Source organism: Streptomyces sp. NPDC048415, assembly GCF_040651675.1.
Taxonomy (GTDB): Bacteria; Actinomycetota; Actinomycetes; order Streptomycetales; family Streptomycetaceae; genus Streptomyces.
Map to the genome: position 1 here is coordinate 34,810 of NZ_JBEZKJ010000004.1, position 19,512 is coordinate 54,321.

The 19,512-nt window shown below is 70.5% G+C and carries 19 protein-coding genes; 13 read left to right on the forward strand and 6 right to left on the reverse strand.

Annotation, left to right across the window (positions count from 1 at the left end; translation table 11 throughout):
* The first annotated feature begins 1 nt into the window (after position 1).
* From AB0D27_RS04595 to AB0D27_RS04610, 4 genes are all read left to right on the forward strand, one after another.
* Positions 2-1,438 carry a rhamnulokinase family protein gene (locus AB0D27_RS04595; RefSeq protein ID WP_362501975.1) on the forward strand — a complete coding sequence of 479 codons (1,437 nt, stop codon included), beginning with the start codon at positions 2-4 and terminating at the stop codon, positions 1,436-1,438.
* A gap of 71 nt (positions 1,439-1,509) precedes the next feature.
* Positions 1,510-2,265: a (Fe-S)-binding protein gene (locus AB0D27_RS04600; RefSeq protein ID WP_362501977.1), complete on the forward strand. Its 756-nt coding sequence runs from the start codon at positions 1,510-1,512 to the stop codon at positions 2,263-2,265.
* Positions 2,262-3,770, forward strand: a complete 1,509-nt coding sequence (locus tag AB0D27_RS04605) for a LutB/LldF family L-lactate oxidation iron-sulfur protein (protein ID WP_362501979.1) — start codon at positions 2,262-2,264, stop codon at positions 3,768-3,770. Before AB0D27_RS04600 ends, AB0D27_RS04605 begins: the two co-directional genes overlap by 4 nt.
* The gene (locus tag AB0D27_RS04610) at positions 3,767-4,435 is read left to right on the forward strand and encodes a lactate utilization protein C (protein ID WP_362501981.1); all 669 of its coding nucleotides are present in this window, start codon (positions 3,767-3,769) and stop codon (positions 4,433-4,435) included. The genes AB0D27_RS04605 and AB0D27_RS04610 overlap by 4 nt, the downstream gene beginning before the upstream one ends.
* Here AB0D27_RS04610 and AB0D27_RS04615 read toward each other — a convergent pair.
* On the reverse strand, positions 4,408-7,428 hold the full coding sequence (locus AB0D27_RS04615) for a family 78 glycoside hydrolase catalytic domain (RefSeq protein ID WP_362502354.1): 3,021 nt from the start codon (positions 7,426-7,428) through the stop codon (positions 4,408-4,410). The two genes, AB0D27_RS04610 and AB0D27_RS04615, sit on opposite strands and share 28 nt — an antisense overlap.
* A gap of 349 nt (positions 7,429-7,777) precedes the next feature.
* On the opposite strand from AB0D27_RS04615, the gene AB0D27_RS04620 reads away from it, so the two are divergent.
* A complete protein-coding gene (locus AB0D27_RS04620) occupies positions 7,778-8,932 on the forward strand; it encodes a betaine/proline/choline family ABC transporter ATP-binding protein (protein ID WP_362501983.1) in 1,155 nt (384 codons plus the stop codon).
* Positions 8,933-9,187: 255 nt separating this feature from the next.
* Here the strand turns inward: AB0D27_RS04620 and AB0D27_RS04625 are convergent, their stop codons facing one another.
* From AB0D27_RS04625 to AB0D27_RS04635, 3 genes are all read right to left on the reverse strand, one after another.
* Positions 9,188-10,090 carry an ABC transporter substrate-binding protein gene (locus tag AB0D27_RS04625; RefSeq protein ID WP_362502357.1) on the reverse strand — a complete coding sequence of 301 codons (903 nt, stop codon included), beginning with the start codon at positions 10,088-10,090 and terminating at the stop codon, positions 9,188-9,190.
* A gap of 68 nt (positions 10,091-10,158) precedes the next feature.
* Positions 10,159-10,830: an ABC transporter permease gene (locus AB0D27_RS04630; protein ID WP_362501985.1), complete on the reverse strand. Its 672-nt coding sequence runs from the start codon at positions 10,828-10,830 to the stop codon at positions 10,159-10,161.
* Positions 10,827-11,507, reverse strand: coding sequence for an ABC transporter permease (locus AB0D27_RS04635; protein ID WP_362501987.1), 681 nt, complete (start codon positions 11,505-11,507; stop codon positions 10,827-10,829). The genes AB0D27_RS04630 and AB0D27_RS04635 overlap by 4 nt, the downstream gene beginning before the upstream one ends.
* A 161-nt stretch (positions 11,508-11,668) precedes the next feature.
* On the opposite strand from AB0D27_RS04635, the gene AB0D27_RS04640 reads away from it, so the two are divergent.
* Together AB0D27_RS04640 and AB0D27_RS04645 are read left to right on the forward strand one after the other, a co-directional pair.
* The gene (locus AB0D27_RS04640) at positions 11,669-12,457 is read left to right on the forward strand and encodes an ABC transporter ATP-binding protein (protein ID WP_362501989.1); all 789 of its coding nucleotides are present in this window, start codon (positions 11,669-11,671) and stop codon (positions 12,455-12,457) included.
* Between the two features lie 3 nt (positions 12,458-12,460).
* On the forward strand, positions 12,461-13,771 hold the full coding sequence (locus AB0D27_RS04645; protein WP_362501991.1) for an FtsX-like permease family protein: 1,311 nt from the start codon (positions 12,461-12,463) through the stop codon (positions 13,769-13,771).
* A gap of 76 nt (positions 13,772-13,847) precedes the next feature.
* Here AB0D27_RS04645 and AB0D27_RS04650 read toward each other — a convergent pair whose 3' ends face one another.
* Positions 13,848-14,540: a UdgX family uracil-DNA binding protein gene (locus AB0D27_RS04650; protein WP_362501993.1), complete on the reverse strand. Its 693-nt coding sequence runs from the start codon at positions 14,538-14,540 to the stop codon at positions 13,848-13,850.
* Between the two features lie 124 nt (positions 14,541-14,664).
* Here AB0D27_RS04650 and AB0D27_RS04655 point away from each other — a divergent pair, with 124 nt between their 5' ends.
* Positions 14,665-14,994: an ANTAR domain-containing protein gene (locus tag AB0D27_RS04655; RefSeq protein WP_362501995.1), complete on the forward strand. Its 330-nt coding sequence runs from the start codon at positions 14,665-14,667 to the stop codon at positions 14,992-14,994.
* Between the two features lie 154 nt (positions 14,995-15,148).
* Here AB0D27_RS04655 and AB0D27_RS04660 read toward each other — a convergent pair whose 3' ends face one another.
* On the reverse strand, positions 15,149-15,943 hold the full coding sequence (locus AB0D27_RS04660) for an RNA polymerase sigma factor SigF (protein WP_362501997.1): 795 nt from the start codon (positions 15,941-15,943) through the stop codon (positions 15,149-15,151).
* A gap of 324 nt (positions 15,944-16,267) precedes the next feature.
* Between AB0D27_RS04660 and AB0D27_RS04665 the strand changes: the two genes are divergently transcribed.
* The 5 genes from AB0D27_RS04665 to AB0D27_RS04685 are packed head-to-tail and all read left to right on the forward strand — an operon-like array spanning position 16,268 to position 19,446.
* On the forward strand, positions 16,268-16,735 hold the full coding sequence (locus tag AB0D27_RS04665; RefSeq protein ID WP_362501999.1) for a transcriptional repressor: 468 nt from the start codon (positions 16,268-16,270) through the stop codon (positions 16,733-16,735).
* Positions 16,736-16,743: 8 nt separating this feature from the next.
* Positions 16,744-16,962: a hypothetical protein gene (locus AB0D27_RS04670; protein WP_362502001.1), complete on the forward strand. Its 219-nt coding sequence runs from the start codon at positions 16,744-16,746 to the stop codon at positions 16,960-16,962.
* The gene (locus AB0D27_RS04675) at positions 16,959-17,972 is read left to right on the forward strand and encodes a GTP-binding protein (protein WP_362502003.1); all 1,014 of its coding nucleotides are present in this window, start codon (positions 16,959-16,961) and stop codon (positions 17,970-17,972) included. The genes AB0D27_RS04670 and AB0D27_RS04675 overlap by 4 nt, the downstream gene beginning before the upstream one ends.
* Positions 17,969-19,036, forward strand: a complete 1,068-nt coding sequence (locus AB0D27_RS04680) for a hypothetical protein (RefSeq protein WP_362502005.1) — start codon at positions 17,969-17,971, stop codon at positions 19,034-19,036. The genes AB0D27_RS04675 and AB0D27_RS04680 overlap by 4 nt, the downstream gene beginning before the upstream one ends.
* Complete coding sequence (locus tag AB0D27_RS04685; RefSeq protein WP_362502007.1) at positions 19,033-19,446, forward strand: (2Fe-2S) ferredoxin domain-containing protein; 414 nt, start codon at positions 19,033-19,035, stop codon at positions 19,444-19,446. The genes AB0D27_RS04680 and AB0D27_RS04685 overlap by 4 nt, the downstream gene beginning before the upstream one ends.
* The last annotated feature ends 66 nt before the right edge of the window (positions 19,447-19,512 follow it).

Consider the following 19,512-nt stretch of genomic DNA (forward strand, 5'->3'; position numbering starts at 1 on the left):
CGTGAAGTCGTACGCCGCGGTCGACCTCGGCGCGTCCAGCGGGCGTGTCATGGTCGGCCGCGTGGGCCCCGAGTCGCTGGACCTCACCGAGGCGCACCGTTTCCCGAACCGGCCGGTGCGGATCCCCGAGGGCCTGCGCTGGGACATCCTCTCCCTGTACGCGGGCGTCCTCGACGGTCTGCGCGCCGCCGGACAGGTCGACTCGGTCGGCATCGACAGCTGGGCCGTGGACTACGGGCTGCTGGACGCCGACGGGGCGCTGATCGGCAATCCGGTGCACTACCGCGACGCCCGTACCGAAGGCGTCGCGGAGAAGGTGTGGGCGACGGTGCCCACCGCCGAGCTGTACGCGGCGACCGGGCTGCAGTACGCGCCGTTCAACACCCTGTACCAGTTGGCAGCGGCCCGTTCGACGGGCCAACTCTCCTCAGCAGAACGCCTGTTGCTCATCCCCGATCTGCTGACGTACTGGCTCACCGGTGAGGCCGGCACCGAAATCACCAACGCCTCGACCACCCAGCTGATCGACCCGAGGACGCGCGACTGGTCCTGCGACGTCGCCGCGCGGCTCGGTATCGACCTCGAGCTGTTCGCGCCGCTGCGCCGCCCCGGCGACCCGGCGGGGCTGCTGAGGCCGCATGTGCTGGAGGAGACCGGGCTGACCGGCCCGGTGCCGGTGACCACGGTCGCTTCGCACGACACGGCCTCGGCGGTGGCCGCCGTCCCCGCCACCACGGAGCGCTTCGCGTACATCTGCACCGGCACCTGGTCCCTGGCGGGCCTGGAACTGGACGCGCCCGTGCTCAGCGAGGCGAGCCGGGCCGCCAACTTCACCAATGAACTGGGCCTGGACGGCACGGTCCGCTATCTGCGCAACATCATGGGGCTGTGGCTGCTCCAGGAGTGCGTACGGGAATGGGGCCACCCCGACCTGGGGGAACTCCTGTCGGCCGCCGCCGAGCCGCCGCCGCTGCGGTCCGTCGTGGACGCGGGCGACCCGGGGTTCCTGGCGCCGGGCCGGATGCCGTCCCGGATCGCCGACGCCTGCCGGGAGTCGGGGCAGCCCGTGCCCGAGTCGCCGGCCGAGATCACACGCTGCATCCTCGACTCCCTCGCGCTCGCGCACCGCCGGGCGATCACCGAGGCCCAGTCCCTCGCCGACCACCCGGTCGATGTGGTGCACATCGTGGGTGGCGGCGCCCGCAACGCCCTGCTGTGCCAGCTCACCGCGGACGCCTGCGGTCTGACGGTCGTGGCGGGTCCCGCCGAGGCGGCCGCGCTCGGCAATGTCCTCGTCCAGGCCCGGGCCCACGGCCTCGTCGGCGACCGTACGGCGATGCGCCGGCTTCTCGGTCATACCCAGCCATTGCGGCGGTACGAGCCCCGGGGCGACCCGGCGGCGTGGCGCGCGGCCGAGGACAGACTCACCCGTCCGTGAGCGGGGGCTCCCCTGTCACTCGCCCGCCGCGTACTCTGCACTCATCCGATGACCGATCCCGAGGAGCTGCGATGCGTGTCGCCCTGTTCCTGACCTGTGTCAACGACACGCTCTATCCGGACACCGGCCGCGCCGTGGTGAAACTGCTGACCAGGCTGGGCGTCGACCTCGACTTCCCGATGGGGCAGACATGCTGCGGGCAGGCGCACTACAACACGGGATACCGCCATGAGGCCGAGCCGCTCGCCCGGCATTTCTCCGATGTCTTCGGGGAATACGAGGCGATCGTGACCCCCTCCGGGTCGTGCGGCGCGATGGTGCGGGAGCTGTATCCGCGGATGGGCGAACGGGCGCGGGCCGAGGGCCGCGGTGACACCCTCGCCAGGACGCTGGCCCCGGTCGTGCCGAAGACGTACGAGCTCACGGAGTTCCTGGTCGACGTGCTCGGTGTGACGGACGTGGGGGCGTACTACCCGCACACCGTTACCTATCACCCCACCTGCCACGGCCTGCGCGGCCTCGGACTCGGCGACCGCCCGCGCCGGCTCCTCCAGGCCGTCAAGGGACTTGAGCTGCGCGAGCTGCCCGGCGCCGACGAGTGCTGCGGCTTCGGCGGGACCTTCGCCGTCAAGAACGCCGATGTCTCCGGGGCCATGGGCTTCGACAAGGTGCGCAACGCCGAGTCGACGGGCGCCGATGTGCTGTGCGCGGCGGACAACTCCTGTCTCATGCACATCGGCGGCACGATGGCCCGGCTCAACGCGGGCATGCGGCCCGTGCACCTCGCGGAGATCCTGGCGAGCACGGAAGAGGAGCCGAGCGCATGAGCGGAACGTTCGTCGGCATGCCTGCGTTTCCCCCACCCCCCCATGCGTTTCCCCCGTTTCCCGAGGCCGCGCACGACGCCGTGCACAACGCCACCCTGCGCGGCAATCTGCGCCACGCCACCCACACGATCCGCACCAAGCGCGCCAAGGCGGTCGCCGAGGTCTCCGACTGGGCGGCGCTGCGCGAGGCGGGCAAGCAGATCAAGGACCACACCCTCCGCCATCTCGACGACTACCTCCTGCGGTTGGAGGAGTCGGTCACGGCGGCGGGCGGCATCGTGCACTGGGCCGTTGACGCCGACGAGGCCAACCGGATCGTCACGGAACTGGTCAAGGCGACCGGCGAGAGTGAGGTCGTCAAGGTCAAGTCGATGGCCACGCAGGAGATCGGTCTCAACGAAGCCCTCGAAGCGGAGGGCATCCGCGCCTACGAGACCGATCTCGCCGAACTGATCGTGCAGTTGGGCAAGGACCGGCCGTCCCACATCCTCGTCCCGGCCATCCACCGCAACCGCGGCGAGATCCGCGACATCTTCGCGCGCGAGATGGGCGAGTGGGGCCGCCCGGCCCCCGAGGGCCTGACCGACACGCCCGCCGAGCTGGCGGAAGCCGCCCGCCTCCATCTGCGCGAGAAGTTCCTGCGGGCGAAGGTCGGCATCTCCGGCGCCAATTTCATGGTGGCCGAGACCGGCACACTCGTCGTCGTCGAGTCGGAGGGCAACGGCCGGATGTGCCTGACCCTCCCGGAGACGCTGATCTCGGTGGTCGGCATCGAGAAGACCGTGCCGACCTGGCAGGACCTGGAGGTCTTCCTCCAGACCCTCCCCCGCTCCTCGACCGCCGAGCGCATGAACCCGTACACCTCGACCTGGACGGGCACCACCGATGAGGACGGGCCCCGCACCTTCCATCTGGTCCTCCTCGACAACGGCCGCACCGACACACTGGCCGACGAGGTCGGCCGCCAGGCCCTGCGCTGCATCCGCTGCTCGGCGTGTCTCAACGTCTGCCCGGTGTACGAGCGGGCGGGCGGGCACGCGTACGGCTCGGTCTACCCGGGCCCGATCGGCGCCATCCTCAGCCCCCAACTCCGGGGCACCGGCAGCGAGATCGACGCCTCACTCCCGTACGCCTCCTCACTGTGCGGCGCCTGCTACGAGGTCTGCCCCGTCGCCATCGACATCCCGGAAGTCCTCGTCCACCTGCGCGAACGGGTGGCCCAGGGCGGCCCGGCGACGCGTGACGGCAACAAGGTCGTCCTCAAACCCGCCAAGGGACATGCCGCCGAGCGGGCGGCGATGCGGGCGGCCCGCTGGGCGTTCAGCCACCCCGGCGCCCTGCGCACCGGCCAGCGGCTCGCGTCCCGGACGCGCCGCTTCCATCCGCGAACCCTGCCGGGCCCCGGAAGGGCGTGGAGTGCGAGCCGTGATCTGCCGCCGGTGCCCGCGGAACCGTTCCGCGACTGGTGGCAGCGTACGCGGGGTGGAAAGGACGAGACGAAGTGAGCAGCAGGGATCTGATCCTGGGCCGGGTGCGGCGCGCGACCGCGGACGTACGACAGGACGACCCGCCGTACGAGCAGGCCGTCGACCGGAGTTACCTGCGCGAGCACGGTGCGCGGAGTGTCGCCGAGACGGTGGATCTGCTCGCCGAGAACCTGGCGGACTACCGGGCGATCGTGCACCGCACGGACACCGAGGAGTTGCCGTACCTGATCACGCGACTGCTGTCCGAGCGCGGCCCGCAGTACGTTCTCGTTCCGCCGGGTCTGCCGCCGGAGTGGATGTCGGCCGCCGATCCCACCCGGGTCCACGACCGCGCGGTGAGCACTCCTCAGGAGCTGGACAAGGTGGAGAGCGTGGTCACGGGCTGCGCGCTCGCGATCGCCGAGACCGGCACCATCGTGCTGGACGGCTCCCCCGACCAGGGCCGCCGCCGCATCACCCTCGTCCCGGATCACCACATCTGTGTCGTACGCGTTCCCGACCAGGTCGTTTCCTCCGTGCCGCAGGCGCTGGAACGCCTCGACCCGGCCCGCCCGTTGACCTGGATCTCCGGGCCGTCGGCGACCAGCGACATCGAGCTGGACCGGGTCGAAGGGGTGCACGGTCCGCGCACCCTGGAGGTGGTGCTGGTGAGCGATCAGCCCAGCGTGGACGTCACGGCGTAACTACCGGACGGGAGCCGGTAGGAGGCCGTTCCCCCCTCGAAGCCCAGGAACTCGACTCCGGGTACCTGGGCCAGGGGCGCCCTGCCCTCCCGCACGGTGGAGGGAGCGAAGGTGGGGATGCGCAGGGTCGCGCCGCTGTTCGCCGGGACCACGGCCCGGTAGGTCAGCGTCCGGTCCCTCACCGTCCACTCGCTGACGATCTCGCCGTAGGGAGAGACATGGGAACCGGCCACGTGGGTGATCTTCCCGGCGGGATCGAGATGCGGCTTGAGCAGGAAGTGCTGGAATCCCGGGCGCTCCGGATCCTTCGCGATACCGGCCATGTCCTCGTACATCCACTCCATGATCGCGCCGTAGGAGTAGTGGTTGAACGAGTTCATCTCGACCGGTCCGAAGCCGTCGTCCTTGGAGTACGAATTCCAGCGCTCCCAGATGGTGGTGGCGCCGTTGTTCACCGAGTACAGCCATGACGGCATGGCGTCCTGGTGGAGCAGCTTGTACGCGAGGTCGGCGCGGCCTTCGGCGGTGAGCACCGGGGCGAGCACGTTCACGCCGAGGAAGCCGACGGAGAGGGTGTTCTCCGCATACCGTACGCGGGTGCTGTCGGGGTGGGCCGCCTTGTAGGCCGCGTCGTTCCCGATGTTCTCGGCGAGCAGGTCGACGATCTGGCGGCGCTGGGCGCCGGTGTCGTACAGGCCGAGCTTGAGGACCCACAGCAACGCTGTCTGGCTGTTGTCCTCGGGAGCCGAGCCCATGATGGGGGACCCGCCGAGGCTGGATCGCACGGTGACCTTGCCACCGCTGGTGCTCAGGTACTTGGCGATGAACGCCCGCTTGATGTCGGCGAAGAGCTGGTCGTACGTGTCGGCCTCCGTCGTGCGTCCGGTCGCTCGGGCCATCTGGGCCATCAACTGCGTGCTGTAGCCGTAGTAGACGTCACTCATGAGTTGGGTGCCGGTGCTCTGCGGCGCCAGCCAGTCGGCGAAGAGCGCGCCCTGACCGGCGTAGGTCTCGCCCGTCTTCCGGTGGATCCAGTCCAGGTACCGGCTCATCGCCTCCCAGCTCCGGTCGACGATGGTCCGGTCCCCGCTCATCTGCCACACGGTCCAGGGGACGATCACACCGACATCGGCCCAACCGCTCACGGGGGCGGCGGCGTTGTACCGGTTGCCCGGGGAGACGGCGGTGAACTGGGCGCCGTCCAGGCCGTAGACCTTCTGCGAGTCGATCAGGTTCTCCTCGAAGTGGCTGAGGAAGTTGACCGCGTCGACGTTGTAGAGGCCCGTGTTGGAGAACAGCTGGGTGTCGCCGGTCCAGCCGAGCCGCTCGTCGCGCTGCGGGCAGTCGGTGGGCACCCAGAGGTAGTTGCCGCGCTGACCCCAACGCACGTTGCTGATCAGCTGGTTGACCTGTGGGTCGTTCGTGCTGACGGTGCCGGTCTCGTGGATCGCGGAGGTGGCGACCCTGCCGGTCAGGCCGGTGATGGTGACCTCGGGGCCGGAGGTCGTGACGGAGACGTAGCGGAAACCGTAGAAGGCCAGCGAGTCCTGGTGACTCTCGCCGTCGGGGTCGCCCTTGAGGGTGTAGGTGCTGGTCGCCTTGGCGCTGCGCAGGTTGGCCCGGTACACCGAGCCCTCGGGGCCGTCGGCGCCCTTGCTGGTGTCGTTGAGCATCTCGCCGAACGCGAAGGTGACTTGGGCGCCTTCGGGGCCGCGCACCGAGTAGCGGGGCACGCCGACCATGTTCTGGCCCAGGTCGAAGACGGCGGTGTCCCCGCTGCCGATCGTGACCGCGGCGGTGGCGGCCCGCGCGGGGTCGGTCACCGACCGGGCGGCGTCGACGACGATGTGGCCCCTGCCGTCGGCGCTGTCCGACTCTCCGGCCACCCCGGTGTAGACGGTGACGGCCTGCGGCTTCCGGTCCCACTGGGGCATCAGCCGGGCGGTCTCACCGGGGTAGGCGACCAGCTTCGAGTCGGGGAAGCGGGTGGTGAAGTCGTTCTCCTCGACGCCCGACCAGGCGCCGGCGTCGAAGCCGTTCGCGGTCCAGCCCGCTATCTCCCTCCGGGCGTCGTAGCTCTGACCGTCGTAGATGTCGTCGGCGCGGTAGGGGCCCGTGTCCGTCGCCCTCCAGTCCGCGCCTGGTGTGGTCACCACCGACTGGGACGAGCCGTCGGCGTATCGGATGAGGAGCTTGGCCTTCAGGGCGAGCCGGTTTCCGGCCTGGGCGTAGTAGGTGCTGCCGTCGGAGATCCGGCTGTTGTACCAGCCGTTGCCCAGCACCGCGGCGAGAGTGACCTCGCGCTCCCCCGCGAGCAGGTCCGTGACGTCGTAACTCATGTAGCTGACCGTGCGGTCGTAGTTCGTCCAGCCCGGGGTCAGCAGCTCCTGGGTCGTGCCCCTTCCCTGGGGCACCGGGACCCGTCGGCCGTTGACACAGGCGTCGTACACGCCCAGGGCCGAGATGTACAGGCGGGCCTCGCGCACCCGGCCCTTGAGCGTGGTCTGCCGTCGCAGCAGCGGGGCACCGGGGCTGTTCGGCTTCTTGCCGGCCATGCTGATCCACTTCGCGCCGTCCCAGCCCGCCACGCCGTCGCTGCTGAGCAGGGCGGTCTCGAAGTGGGCGGTCGGGGCGGCGGTGACGGCCCGGCCGTCCTCGTCCCACACCGTCACGGTCCAGAAGTAGCGGGTCGAGGCACGCAGCGCGGTACCGGAGTAGCGCACCGCGACGGAGTCCGACGACTCGACGCGGCCGCTGTTCCAGACGTCCGCGCGGGTGCGGGTCAGGCGCTCGGGCGAGGTGGCCACCAGGATCTGATATGCCGTCTGGCGTCGGCCGCGGGCGGTGGACTCCATGCGCCAGCCGAAGCGTGGCCTGTCGGCGTCCACGCCGAGCGGGTCGGTGCGGTGCTCCACGGTCAGCCCTGACAGGGAGGTCCGGTCGGAGGCCGCAGCCGCCCATGCCGTGCCTCCCGCGCCGATCCCTCCGGCCATCGCCGCGGCCCCGGCGCCCAGGGCCGTGCCGAGCACCGTTCTGCGTCGTACGTTGCCTGTTCCTTCGTTCACGCCGTCATCCCTTCGGCTTTCGGAGCGAGCGGGTTATAACGTTTCACTCCGATCGACGGCGAAGATAGTGGCGACCTCTGGACCTGTCCACCACTCCAACACCGCGACTACCAGACAAAGTCCAACAGAAGTGATCAGCGGGCATCAGCGATGGCGGGCATGAAGCTGAGGCACTTCTCGGCCACATTTGAAACTTTTCAAAAACGGAGCGCAAGGTTCCCACGCAAGGGGACGCGGCCGGTGAGCGGGGAGCACCCGGCCCGGTTAGCGTGAGGGAATGATCCGGTTCGAGCAGGTCACCAAGCGCTACCCGGACGGTACGACCGCCGTGGACGGCCTCTCCTTCGAGGTCGCCGAGGGCGAACTCGTCACGCTCGTCGGCCCGTCGGGCTGCGGCAAGACGACGACCATGATGATGGTGAACCGGCTGATCGAGCCGACGTCCGGACGCATCCTGGTGGACGGCGAGGACGTCGCCGGGGTAGACCCGGTGCGGCTGCGGCGGCGCATCGGATACGTCATCCAGCAGGTCGGGCTGTTTCCGCACCGGACGATCCTCGACAACACGGCCACCGTGCCCACGCTGGTGGGCTGGAAGAAGGCGAAGGCGCGGGCGCGCGCCGCCGAACTGCTCGATCTGGTGGGCCTGGACCCGAAGACGTACGGATCGCGCTATCCGGAGCAGCTGTCGGGCGGTCAGCGTCAGCGGGTCGGCGTGGCGCGGGCGCTGGCCGCCGATCCGCCCGTGCTGCTGATGGACGAGCCGTTCGGGGCTGTCGACCCGGTGGTGCGGGAACAGTTGCAGGACGAGTTCCTGCGGATGCAGGAAGCCGTGCGCAAGACGGTGCTGCTGGTCACGCACGACATCGAGGAGGCAGTGCGGCTCGGCGACCGGATCGCGGTGTACGGGCAGGGACGCATCGAGCAGTTCGATACCCCTGGCGCGGTCCTCGGCACGCCGGCCACACCGTACGTCGCCGAGTTCGTGGGCGCCGACCGCGGCCTGAAGCGGCTGTCGGTCACCACGATCGAGGCCGACGACCTGGAGCAGCCGCCGATCGCCCGCCTGGACGAGCCCGCCGAGCGGGCCGCGACGCGGCTGCACGCGGAGGGCGCCCGCTGGGCCGTCGTGCTCGACACCGACGGCGATCTGCACGGCTGGGTCGGCGTCGACGAACTCGCGGCGGGCGGCGCCGTGCGCGACTTCGCCCACCGGATGAACTCCTGGGTGCCGGTCGGCGCCCCGCTGAAGCAGGCCTTCGGTGTGATGCTCCAGCACGACGCCGGGTGGGTCGCCGTGCTGGACGGGGCGCGTTTCCTCGGCGTACTGACCCCGGCGAAGCTGCACGAGGCGCTGCGGCGGTCGGTGGACGCGGACGCTCTCGGCGTGTCGCGGGGGCAGGTGGAGTTCGACTCGGTGGCGGACGCCTGAGCCCTGGACCGCGCGGGGCGGTCCGACGGGTTGGAGCGGTCGAGCAGTCCGAACGCCCAGCCCCCGCTCCCCGCAGACGAAGGCGCCCATCGGGCTCCAGCCGTCGTTGCAGCCCACGTCGGCCCGAAGCAGGTCGAGCAGTCCCGCGGCTCCCACTCACAGGGGCACGCACCCCACGGTGATCCTGAGCGACTGCCTGGTCTTCCCAAGCCCCTCTGCCTCGGTGTCGGTGCGCGCCCCCAGGAGTGCTGCCCGTTACTTCAGGAGCCCCTTTTCCTTGAGATAGGTCCGGGCCACGTCCTCCGGCAGCCGTCGCCAGCTGTCCACCTCCTGGTTCATGGACGCCAAGTCGGCTGTGGTGAGTACGTCGTTGAGTTTGCCGAGCGCATTGGTGACGCCCTCGCCGCCCGCCCGTGAGCGGTTGACGACGGGCACGATGTAGTCGGCGTTCTGCAGGTGCTTGTCGTCGGCGAGCAGGACGAGCCCGAAGTCCTCCAGGGTCGCGTCCGTGGTCGTGGTCAGCACCATCTGGTCCTGGCCGTTCTGCACGGCCCGCTTCGCCTGGGTGGTGCCGACGCCCTTCGGGTCGACGGCGGTGATGTCGATGCCGTATGTCTTCTTCAACCCCGGTTCGCAGTAGGGCCGTTGCACGCACTCGTCGCCGGCCGCGAGCCGCACCCTCAGTCTCGACCGTCCGAGGTCGCTGAGCGTCTTGAGGTGGTGCTCACGGGCGTACACCTCGGTGACAGCGAAGGCGTTCTGGTCGACCGCCCTGCCGGGGGCGAGCACGGTGAGGCCGCGGGGCGTGGCCAGCTTGCGCAGGGCGGTCATCGTGGCGTCGAGGTCGGGCGAGCCGACGGGCGGGGCGTCGGCGCCGTTCGTCTTCGCGTTCAGCCAGTCCGCGAAGGTCGCCGCGTATTCGGCGACGACGTCGATCTGGCCGGACTCCAGGGCGGGTTCGTACAGTTCGCGGTTGGCGACGGTGAGCATGGACGTCTTGTAGCCGGCCTGGTCGAGCAGCAGCGCGTACATCTGGGCCAGCAGGTCGCTCTCGGTGAATCCGGCCGAGCCGATGGTCAGATGCTTGCTGTCGCCGGGCGGGGCGGTGACCGCGCCCTGGTTCTCCAGAGAGGGTCCGGTGGTGCAGCCGCTCAACAGGGCCAGCGTCACCAGTGCGCCGCATCCGCGTCCGGGTGCCGGACCGCGTGCGCGACGTGGCCGCCTTCTCACCGCGAGCCCCTCGCCCAGTGCGGCGCCAGTCGCTCGGCGACCTCGAAGACTCCCTCGACGATCAGCGCGAACACCGCGACCAGGACGGCACCGGCGACGACCTGGGGCGTGCTCGCCAGGTTGAAGCCCGCGGTGATGATCCGGCCCAGTCCGCCGCCGCCCGCGAGCGCGGCGATGGTGGCCGTCGCGACAAGCTGTACGGCGGCGAGCCGCACCCCGTTCAGCACCATCGGGAGCGCGAGGGGCAGTTCCACGCGAAACAGCATCTGCCGGCCGGTCATCCCCATCCCGCGCGCCGCCCGCACCACATCCCGGTCGACCTCGCGCATCCCCACATACGCGTTGGTCAGCAGGGGCGGCACGGCGAAGAGGACCAGCGCGACCACGGTCGGCCCCTCGCCCCACTTCCCGAGCGGAGTGAGCAGCAGGAGCACCAGTACGGCGAAGGTGGGGACGGCCCGGCCGACGTTGGAGATGTTGACGGCGAGCGCACCCCCCTTGCCGAGGTGGCCGAGGACGAGGGCGACGGGCAGCGCGATCAGACAGCTGATGACCAGACAGACGACGGTCAGGACGAGATGCTGGGCGAGTCGGTGCCAGACGCCGTCGTCGCCCGACCAGTGCGCGGGGTCGGTGAGCCAGTGCCAGGCGTCGGTGAGCGTGGTCATCCGCGGGCCGCCCGGGTCCAGGGGGTGATGAGCCGCTGCACGCCGAGCAGCAGGAGGTCAGCGGCGACCGCGATGACGACGCACAGCACGGACGCGGTGAGCACCTGGGCCTTGAAGTAGGTGTTCATGCCCGCGTAGATGAGGTTGCCTAGACCTCCGAAGCCGACGATCGCGCCGACCGTGACCAGTGACACCGCCGAGACGGTGGCGATGCGCAGCCCGGCCATCGCGGCGGGCACGGCGAGCGGCAGTTCCACGGTGAGCAGCAGCCGGACGGGCCCGTATCCCATGCCGCGTGCGGCTTGCCGGGTCTCCTCGGGGACGGCGCGCAGCCCCGCGAGGATGTTGCGTACGAGCAGGGTCAGCGAGTAGAGGACGAGGCCGGCGACGACCAGCGCGGCCGACAGCCCGTACACGGGCAGAAGCAGCGAGAACATCGCCAGCGAGGGGATGGTGTAGAGGACCGTCGTCACCGCCAGCACCGGGCCGGCCGCCAGGCCCCAGCGGCGGGCGAGCACGGCCAGCGGCACCGCGATGACGAGTCCGATGACGACGGAGACCGCCGTGAGCTGGAGGTGCTGGACGACCGCGTCGAGGAGGATCTGGCGGCGGCTGCTCAGATACGCGCCGCAGATCCACTCGTTGCGCGCGAGGCAGTCGTCCGGGGGCGCGGTCACGCGTCCATTCCACCGGGGGTGAGCGGGCGTCGGCGCGTTCTGGTGACCCGTACGGGGTGTTCCTGGGTACACCCCCGATTACGGGTTCTGCGCCCCGTGTGGCCGGGCCGGGCGCTCCGTAGCGTTTTGGGCGAGGCACAGGGCGTGCCGGATGGAGCGTGATGACGATGTTTCGCCAAGGGCGAGGTACGAACGACTCGGGGCCCGCCCCGGAGGCTCTGCGGCTGGTCGGGGTCAGCAAGACCTACGGGGTGGGGGAGAGCGCCGTGACCGCGCTGGACGGGGTGACGCTCGCTCTGGCGCGCGGCACGTTCACCGCGGTGATGGGGCCCTCGGGGTCCGGCAAGTCCACGCTGCTGCAGTGCGCGGCCGGGCTCGAGCGGCCCGACAGCGGCATCGTGATGGTCGACGGCACGGAGCTGACGGGCGGCGGCGAGGCGGAGCTGACGAAGTTCCGGCGCGGCCGGATCGGTTTCGTCTTCCAGCAGTACGACCTGCTGCCGACGCTGACCGTCGCCCAGAACACCGTCCTGCCGCTCAAGCTCGCCCGGCGCCGCGTCGACCGTGCGCGGGCCCGGGAGATCCTGACGTCCGTCGGACTCGGTGACCGGCTCGGCCATCTGCCCGATCAGCTCTCCGGAGGACAGCGGCAGCGTGTGGCGATCGCCCGGGCGCTGGTCGCCGAGCCGCGGGTGATCTTCGCGGACGAGCCGACGGGCGCGCTGGACACGCGCAGCGCGCGGGAGGTGCTGGGGCTGCTGCGTCAGGCGGTGCGGGCGCACGGCAGGACCGTGGTCATGGTGACGCACGACCCGCTCGCCGCCTCGTACGCCGACTCCGTGGTGTTCCTGGCGGACGGGCGGCGGGCGGGCGAGCTGCACGCGCCGACGGTCGACACCGTGGCCAAGCGGTTGGCGCACCTGGGCGACGACGCGTTGCTGGGGGTGTGAGCCGTGGTCGCTCTGGTCCTGCGTTCGGTCCGGGGACGCCCCGGGCGCTTCACGGCGACGCTGCTGTCCGCGTTCCTCGGCGCGGCGATCATCATGACGTTCAACTCGATGCATGACACGGCCGGCCGGCCGGGAGTGGACGCGGTGAGCGCGGAGTCGCTGTCGACCGCCGCGAGCGTCGTCGGCGGCTACGGCAGCCTGCTGGTGTTCTTCGCGGTCGCCTCGACGCTGACGGTGAGTGTCCGTCAGCGCAGCGCCGAAATAGAGCTGTTGCGGTGCTCGGGGGCGACTCCCGCACAGATCAAGCGGATGGTCGTGGGCGAGTCGGTGGTGGTCGCGCTGGCGGGCGCGGCGGCGGCGATCGGTCCTGCGGTGCTCGGCGGACGCGCGCTGCTGAACGTCTTCCAGGACAGCGGCCAGGTGGAGCGGTCGGTGGCGTATTCCTTCGGCCCCGTCGCGCTCATGTCGGGCATCGGCATCACGGTGCTCGCGTCGGCGGGCGCGGGGTTCCTCGCGGTGCGGCGGGCGACGCGCGGGCGCCGGCCCCGGGGCGGGGCACGGAAGTTCTTCGCGTACGGGGCCCTCGCCTTCGGCGTCGCCGTGGTCTGCTCGACGTTCGCCTTCTCCGCGCGGGACGCCGCGCTGATGGCGCCTCCCGCGTACGGGGCAATCCTGCTGTCGGTGGGATGCGCGCTGCTCTCCCCGAGGCTGCTCGAGGGCCTGCTCGACCGGCTGCCCCTGTCGGGCCCGAGCGGCTACCTCGCCGTACGGAACATGCGTCGGCGCGCCGACGAACTCGCCGGCGTCCTGATGCCGCTGATCCTGTTCACCTGCATGGCGACGGCGACGCTCTGTATGCAGGCCGTCGAGAACGACGCGATCGACGCCTCGGGCGTGCCGAAGTCCATCGACGCGAAGGCCCTGGAGACCCTGAACGTCGTGGTAGTCGGCATCGTCGTCGTCTTCTCCTGCGTCATGCTGGTCAACTCCCTGTACGCGGCGACGACATACCGCGGTGGGGAGTTCGGCCGACAGCGCCTCGCCGGTGCGACGCCGGGCCAAGTGCTCGCCATGATCGGCACCGAGGGCGTGATTCTCACGGTGACCGGTGTCCTCTTCGGCACCGTGGCCGCTCTGGCCGGAATCCTTCCCTTCACGATGGTCCGCACGGACAGGGCATGGCCGGGCGAGGGGCTGGGGATCTGGCTCAGCGTCGTCGCGGTCGCGGCGGCGGTGACGCTGGGGACCAGCCTGCTCACGGCGCGGCACGCCTTGCGCACACCAGCGGTGGCTGCGGTGGCCGCGGTGGCGTAAACCCGGCTGCACCCTGTTTGTTCACGTTCCGGAGGGGCCGCCGTCCGAGAGGGCCTTGGCGGCCACCTTCGTTTGTTCACGTTCCGGAGGGGTCGCCGTCCGAGAGGGCCTTGGCGGCCACCTTCAGATCGGACAGCAGACCCGCGTACGCGGCCTCCCGGTCGTCCGCGCGCAGCACGGCCGACGGGTGGAGCGTCGCCACGACGTACCGCTGTGCGTCCTCGCCGGACGCCGGGTTCTCGTCCTCTTCGGGCATCGGGATGAGCGTTCCGCGCTCCTTGGTGACCCGGAACGAGCTGCCCAGCAGTGCCTTGCCCGCGGTGGCGCCGAGGGCCACGACGACCTCGGGCGCGACCAGGCGCAGCTCGGCGAGGAGCCAGGGGCGGCAGGCGGTCATCTCGCGGAGGTCGGGTGCCTTGTGGATCCGCCGCTTGCCGCCTCCGGCGGTGGTGAACTTGAAGTGCTTGACCGCGTTGGTCACATACGCCGTGTCCCGGTCGATGCCGGCTTCGTCCAGCGCCTTGCCGAGCAGCCGCCCGGCGGGACCGACGAAGGGTTCGCCCCGCTTGTCCTCCTGGTCCCCGGGCTGCTCTCCGACGAGGACGATCCGCGCCGAGCTGTCGCCCTGGCCGAACACGGTCTGGGTGGCGTTCTCGAACAAGGGGCACCCCCGGCACTCCGCCGCCGCGCGCCGGTGCGCGGTCAGCCCGCCGCGCCGGGGCAGGTAGGGAGTAGCGTCGTAGGGGGATGCCTCTGCCTGTGCTTTCACCTGTGCCACCTCCGCTCACCTCGCCGACGGAGTACCCCTTCCCAGCGTTGGCACGCGTCCGGTGAAGCGACGACGATGGAGCCAGGGACGGTACCCAACGACGGAACCCGATCCGGAGGGGACGATGACCTCAGAGGACCGTTCGGGAGACGGCGACCCGCGCAAGCTGCAGGAAGAGATAGAGCAGCTGAAGGAAGCGGTCACCTCACATGCGGTCGTGGACCAGGCGATCGGCATGATGGTCGCCCTTGGGCGGGTGACGCCCGAGCAAGGGTGGGCCGTGTTGCGTGAGGTGTCCCAGCACACGAACATCAAGCTGCGCAATATCGCGGAGATGATCATCATCTGGGGCCAGAAGGGAGATCTGCCGCCCGAAATCCGCGCGGTCCTCGAGGACACGCTGGACAAATACGGGCCCACGGAGATCCCGCACGCTCCGCCGACCAACGCATAGCCGCCGAAGGTGTTTGCACCGGGCCTGTCTCGGTAGTTCGGACAGAAGCGGCACACTGGCCAACCGTTCCCGGGAGGGTTCGGCAGTGAGCTCGCCCCGGCCGCCCGGATCGAGGAGACTCGCCCGGGCGGCCGTGCTGGGGGCGCTCCGCCTGCTACGCCGCATCGGCGAGCACCTGCTCGCGCAGGGTCTCACAGCAATTGCTGATCAGCCGGGACACGTGCATCTGCGAGATGCCGAGCTGTTCGGCGATACGGCTCTGGGTCATGCCCTGGAAGAACCGCAGGTAGAGGATGATCTGCTCACGCTCGGGCAGCTCGCTCAGCGCGGGCTTCACGGCCTCGCGGTCGACGACCAGGTCGAAGCCGGGATCGGGCTCGCCCAGCGCGTCGGACAGGGCGTATCCGTCCTCGCTGCCCGGCAGCTCGGCGTCCAGCGAGAGGGCGGCGAAGCTGTCCAGGGCCTCCAGGGCGACGCGTACGTCGTCCTCGCTGAGCTGCGCGCACTCGGCGATCTCGGCGATCGTGGGCCGTCGGCCGGGGATCGTCTGGGAGAGCTCCTTCAGGGCGGCGCGCACCCGGTTGCGCAGGTCCTGGACGCGGCGGGGCACGTGCAGGATCCACATGTGGTCGCGGAAGTGGCGCTTGATCTCGCCGGTGATGGTGGGGATCGCGTAGCTCTCGAAGGCGTGGCTGCGGGTGGGGTCGTACCGGTCGACCGCCTTGACCAGGCCGAGTGCCGCGACCTGGCTCAGATCCTCGATGGCTTCGCCCCTGCCCCGGTAGCGTCCGGCGATGCGTTCCGCCATCGGCAGCCAGGACTGGACGATCTCGTCACGCAGCGCCTGCCGCTCGGGACCGTCGGGCAGCGCGGACAGCCGGTCGAAGGCAGCCGCGGTGTCCGGGGCGTCGTCGTGGGGATGCTGCTTCGTTCTGACCGTGACGGGCATGGTGCTCACAACTCCCTCAGGGGGTGCTGAGTGGACAGTCACCATGGGAGAACGCGCGCACAGGCCGGTCGGAGACACCCGCGGCCTGGCGTACCAGCTCCCACGGACGTGCCTCCTGTCCGAAGCACTGGAAAAGACATTCCCCGTCTCCACACACGCAAACAGATTCGTGAATTGTATGACGCGGAGCAATCGACCGATCATGGAGTGTGACCGCCTCCGAGGCTCCGGAAGCATGATTGGGCATTCATATGGCGATGGATGTCATTTTCACCTACGCTGGGAGACGCACCGAATCGACGAACGCGTTGGGGGTGATGTGCCGTGGGCGGCCGGACGACTCGGCAGCGGATGGCGGTCCTGCGTGTGCTCGCGGGCTGTCACGACTTCGTGTCGGCTCAGGAGTTGCACGCCCTGCTGGTCGCGGGTGACCACTCGATCGGCCTGACCACCGTCTACCGGGCCCTGCGGGGGCTGGAGGCGTCGGGCGGACTCGATGTCGTACGAGACGAAGCCGGCGGCCGGCTCTACCGTCGGCGCCCCGAGGACGGGCACCGCCACTATCTGATCTGCCGCTGTTGCGGACGCAGCCGTCCGGTGGACTCCGAAGCCGTGGAGCAGTGGGCGGGGCAGATCGCGTCCGACACCGGCTTCACCGCGGTCGAGCACACCGTCGAACTCACCGGCATCTGCGTCGGCTGCCAACGCGCCGCGGACAAAGGAGAACTGCCGTCATGCCACTGGGAGCCCGCCCGGGAAACCCGGGACCGAGCCCGCAGCTGCGCGAGCTGAAGGAGACCGTGCGCACAGTGCTCGGCCTCGACGACGACACCGCCGTCATCGTCCGGCAGCTCGCCTGTACCGAGCCAGGCTGCCCGCCGCTGGAGACGGTCGTCGCCGTCCTGCCCATGGAGGGCACGGCCCGCCGCTGGACCCTGCACCGCCCCGTCGACCAGATCACCGAGGCCGAACTGAGGGCGGCCCTCATCCCCAGTACACCAGATGGAGCTTGTGAATGACCACGCTCGAACCCCGGGACGAACGCGTCCCCGTCACCGTTTTGACCGGCTTCCTCGGCTCGGGCAAGACGACCCTGCTCAACCGCATCCTCACCGAGAACCACGGACTGCGAATCGCCGTGATCGAGAACGAGTTCGGCGAGGTAGGCATCGACGACGCCCTCGTCCTCGACGCCGAGGAAGAGATCTTCGAGATGAACAACGGCTGCATCTGCTGCACCGTACGAGGAGATCTGATCCGCATCCTTGGCGCGCTGATGCGCAGGCGCGAGAAGTTCGACCACATTCTCATCGAGACCACCGGACTGGCCGATCCGGCACCCGTCGCGCAGACCTTCTTCATGGACGACGAGATCGCCGGGCAGTTGCGCCTCGACGCCATCGTCACCCTCGTCGACGCCGCCCACGTCCTCCAGCACCTGGACGAGGTCAAGCCCGAGGGCGTGGAGAACGAGGCCGTCGAGCAGATCGCCTTCGCGGACCGGATCGTGCTCAACAAGACCGACCTGGCCGACGAGGCCACCGTCGCTGAAGTCACTGCGCGCATCCGCGCCATCAACAGCGGCGTACGCGTCATCCGGGCTCAGCACGCGAAGCTGGACCTCCAGCAGGTGCTGGACGTCGGCGCGTTCGATCTGGAGCGGGTCCTCGCCGACGACCCATCCTTCCTCACCGAGACCGAGCACCAACACGATCTCACCGTCACCTCGGTCGGCATCGACCTGCCGGGCGAGCTCGACGAGGACCGGCTCAATCGGTGGCTGGGGCAGTTGCTCCGCACCAAGGGCGTCGACATCTTCCGCTCCAAGGGAATCCTCGCCATCGCCGGGGCGCCCAAGCAGTACGTCTTCCAGGGCGTCCACATGCTGCTGGACGGCGAGTTCGGCCGGGACTGGCGCGACGGCGAGGAGCGGCGCAACCGGCTCGTCTTCATCGGCCGCAACCTCGACCGGGACGCGCTGGAGCGCGGTTTCGCCGATTGCCTGGCCCGGGCGGGAGTGATCGCGTGAGTGTCGCCTTGGATTGCGACCCGGCCGCCGTCTGGGACGTCCGCATCGACGACGCGCCGGTCGCGCTCAGCGCGCGCGGCGACCTGGTGGCCGTCGCCGGGGCCGAGGGCACGGTCCGCGTCCTCGACGCGGGTGGGGGTCTCCCCGGTCGAGCGAAGCCGAGACTGGGGGAGGGCGCCGAGATCGGTGCCCTGGAGCTGCCCGGCGGTGCATTGAGCGTCGAACTGGCTCCGGATGCCCGCCATTTGGTGGCCACCGGGCCGATGGGGTACGCGCTGTGGCGCCGTGCCGACGGCCGTACGACGGTGCGTGAGTCCGGGGCTTGGTCGGCCGCAGCCGCGTGGGCCGACAACGACCGGGTCGCGGTCGCCTCCGGCCGGCGAGCACTCGTACTCGGCGCGGACGGCGGCGAGTTGTGGAGTACGGACCCGGCCGCGTCGACGGTCACCGACCTCGCCTGGATGCGACAGGGGCGGCGCCTGGCCGTGGCCGCCTATGGGGCCGTGCAGGGGCACGAACGGCACACGGGCAGGCCCGTGGTGACGTACCCCTACATCGGCTCGCATCTCGCGCTCGCCGTCGCGCCCACCGGCCGGTGGATCTGCAGCGGCAACCAGGACGCCTCCATCCACATCTGGCGCACTCGGGACGGTGACGAGCTGACCATGTCCGGCTACCCGGAGAAGGTCTCCCGGCTCGCCTTCGACGAGACCGGGTTCTGGCTGGCCGCCGACGGCGCGCCCGACGTCACGGTCTGGGATTTCTCCGGCAAGGGACCACAAGGCACAGCGCCACGCTCCCTGCGCTGCCACGAGACGGTCACCGCGCTGGCCTGGCGGCCGGGCGCCGCAGGGCACCTCGCCAGCGGCGGCGACGACGGCACGGTCGCGCTGTGGCACGCGACGGCCGCGCGGCCCCAGGCGCTCCTGCGACCGGCGCGCACCCTGGAGGGCGAAGGCTCAGCGGTCGCGGCCCTGGCCTGGGCCGGGCCCCATCTGCTGATCACCGCGTGGCGCGACGGCCGAGTTCGGGCATACGGCGTACCCTCGCGGACCGCGCTGTGACCCCTCGCACGGTGGTGATCGGCGCCGCGCGCGAGCGTCCTTGCACGCTGATCGTCTGCCGGGGGTGCTGCTGCGGGAACCCACGCAAGTACCCTCACGCCGATCACGCCTGGCAGTTGGAGCGGCTGCGAGCCGGTGCCGAGGCGTCCGAGGGACGGTTCGTCGTCCGTACGACGGACTGTCTCGGCCCCTGCGACCAGGCGAACGTCATTGTCGTACAGCCATCCGGGACCGGACGGCGCAGCGGTGGCCGGGCGACCTGGGTCGGCTTCGCGATGGACGACGACTGCACCGAAGAACTGCTGCGGTGGGCGCAGGCCGGCGGGCCGGGCCTCGCCGAGCCCCCGGCCGCGGTGGAGTTGCAGTTCGTGCGCCCGCCACCGGAGGCCCGGGCCCGAACGCGCCGGTGAAGCACCCCGCTAGGCGAAGGCGGCTGCGAGATCCTCGCGGCCGCCTTCCCGCGTCCACGACCGCAG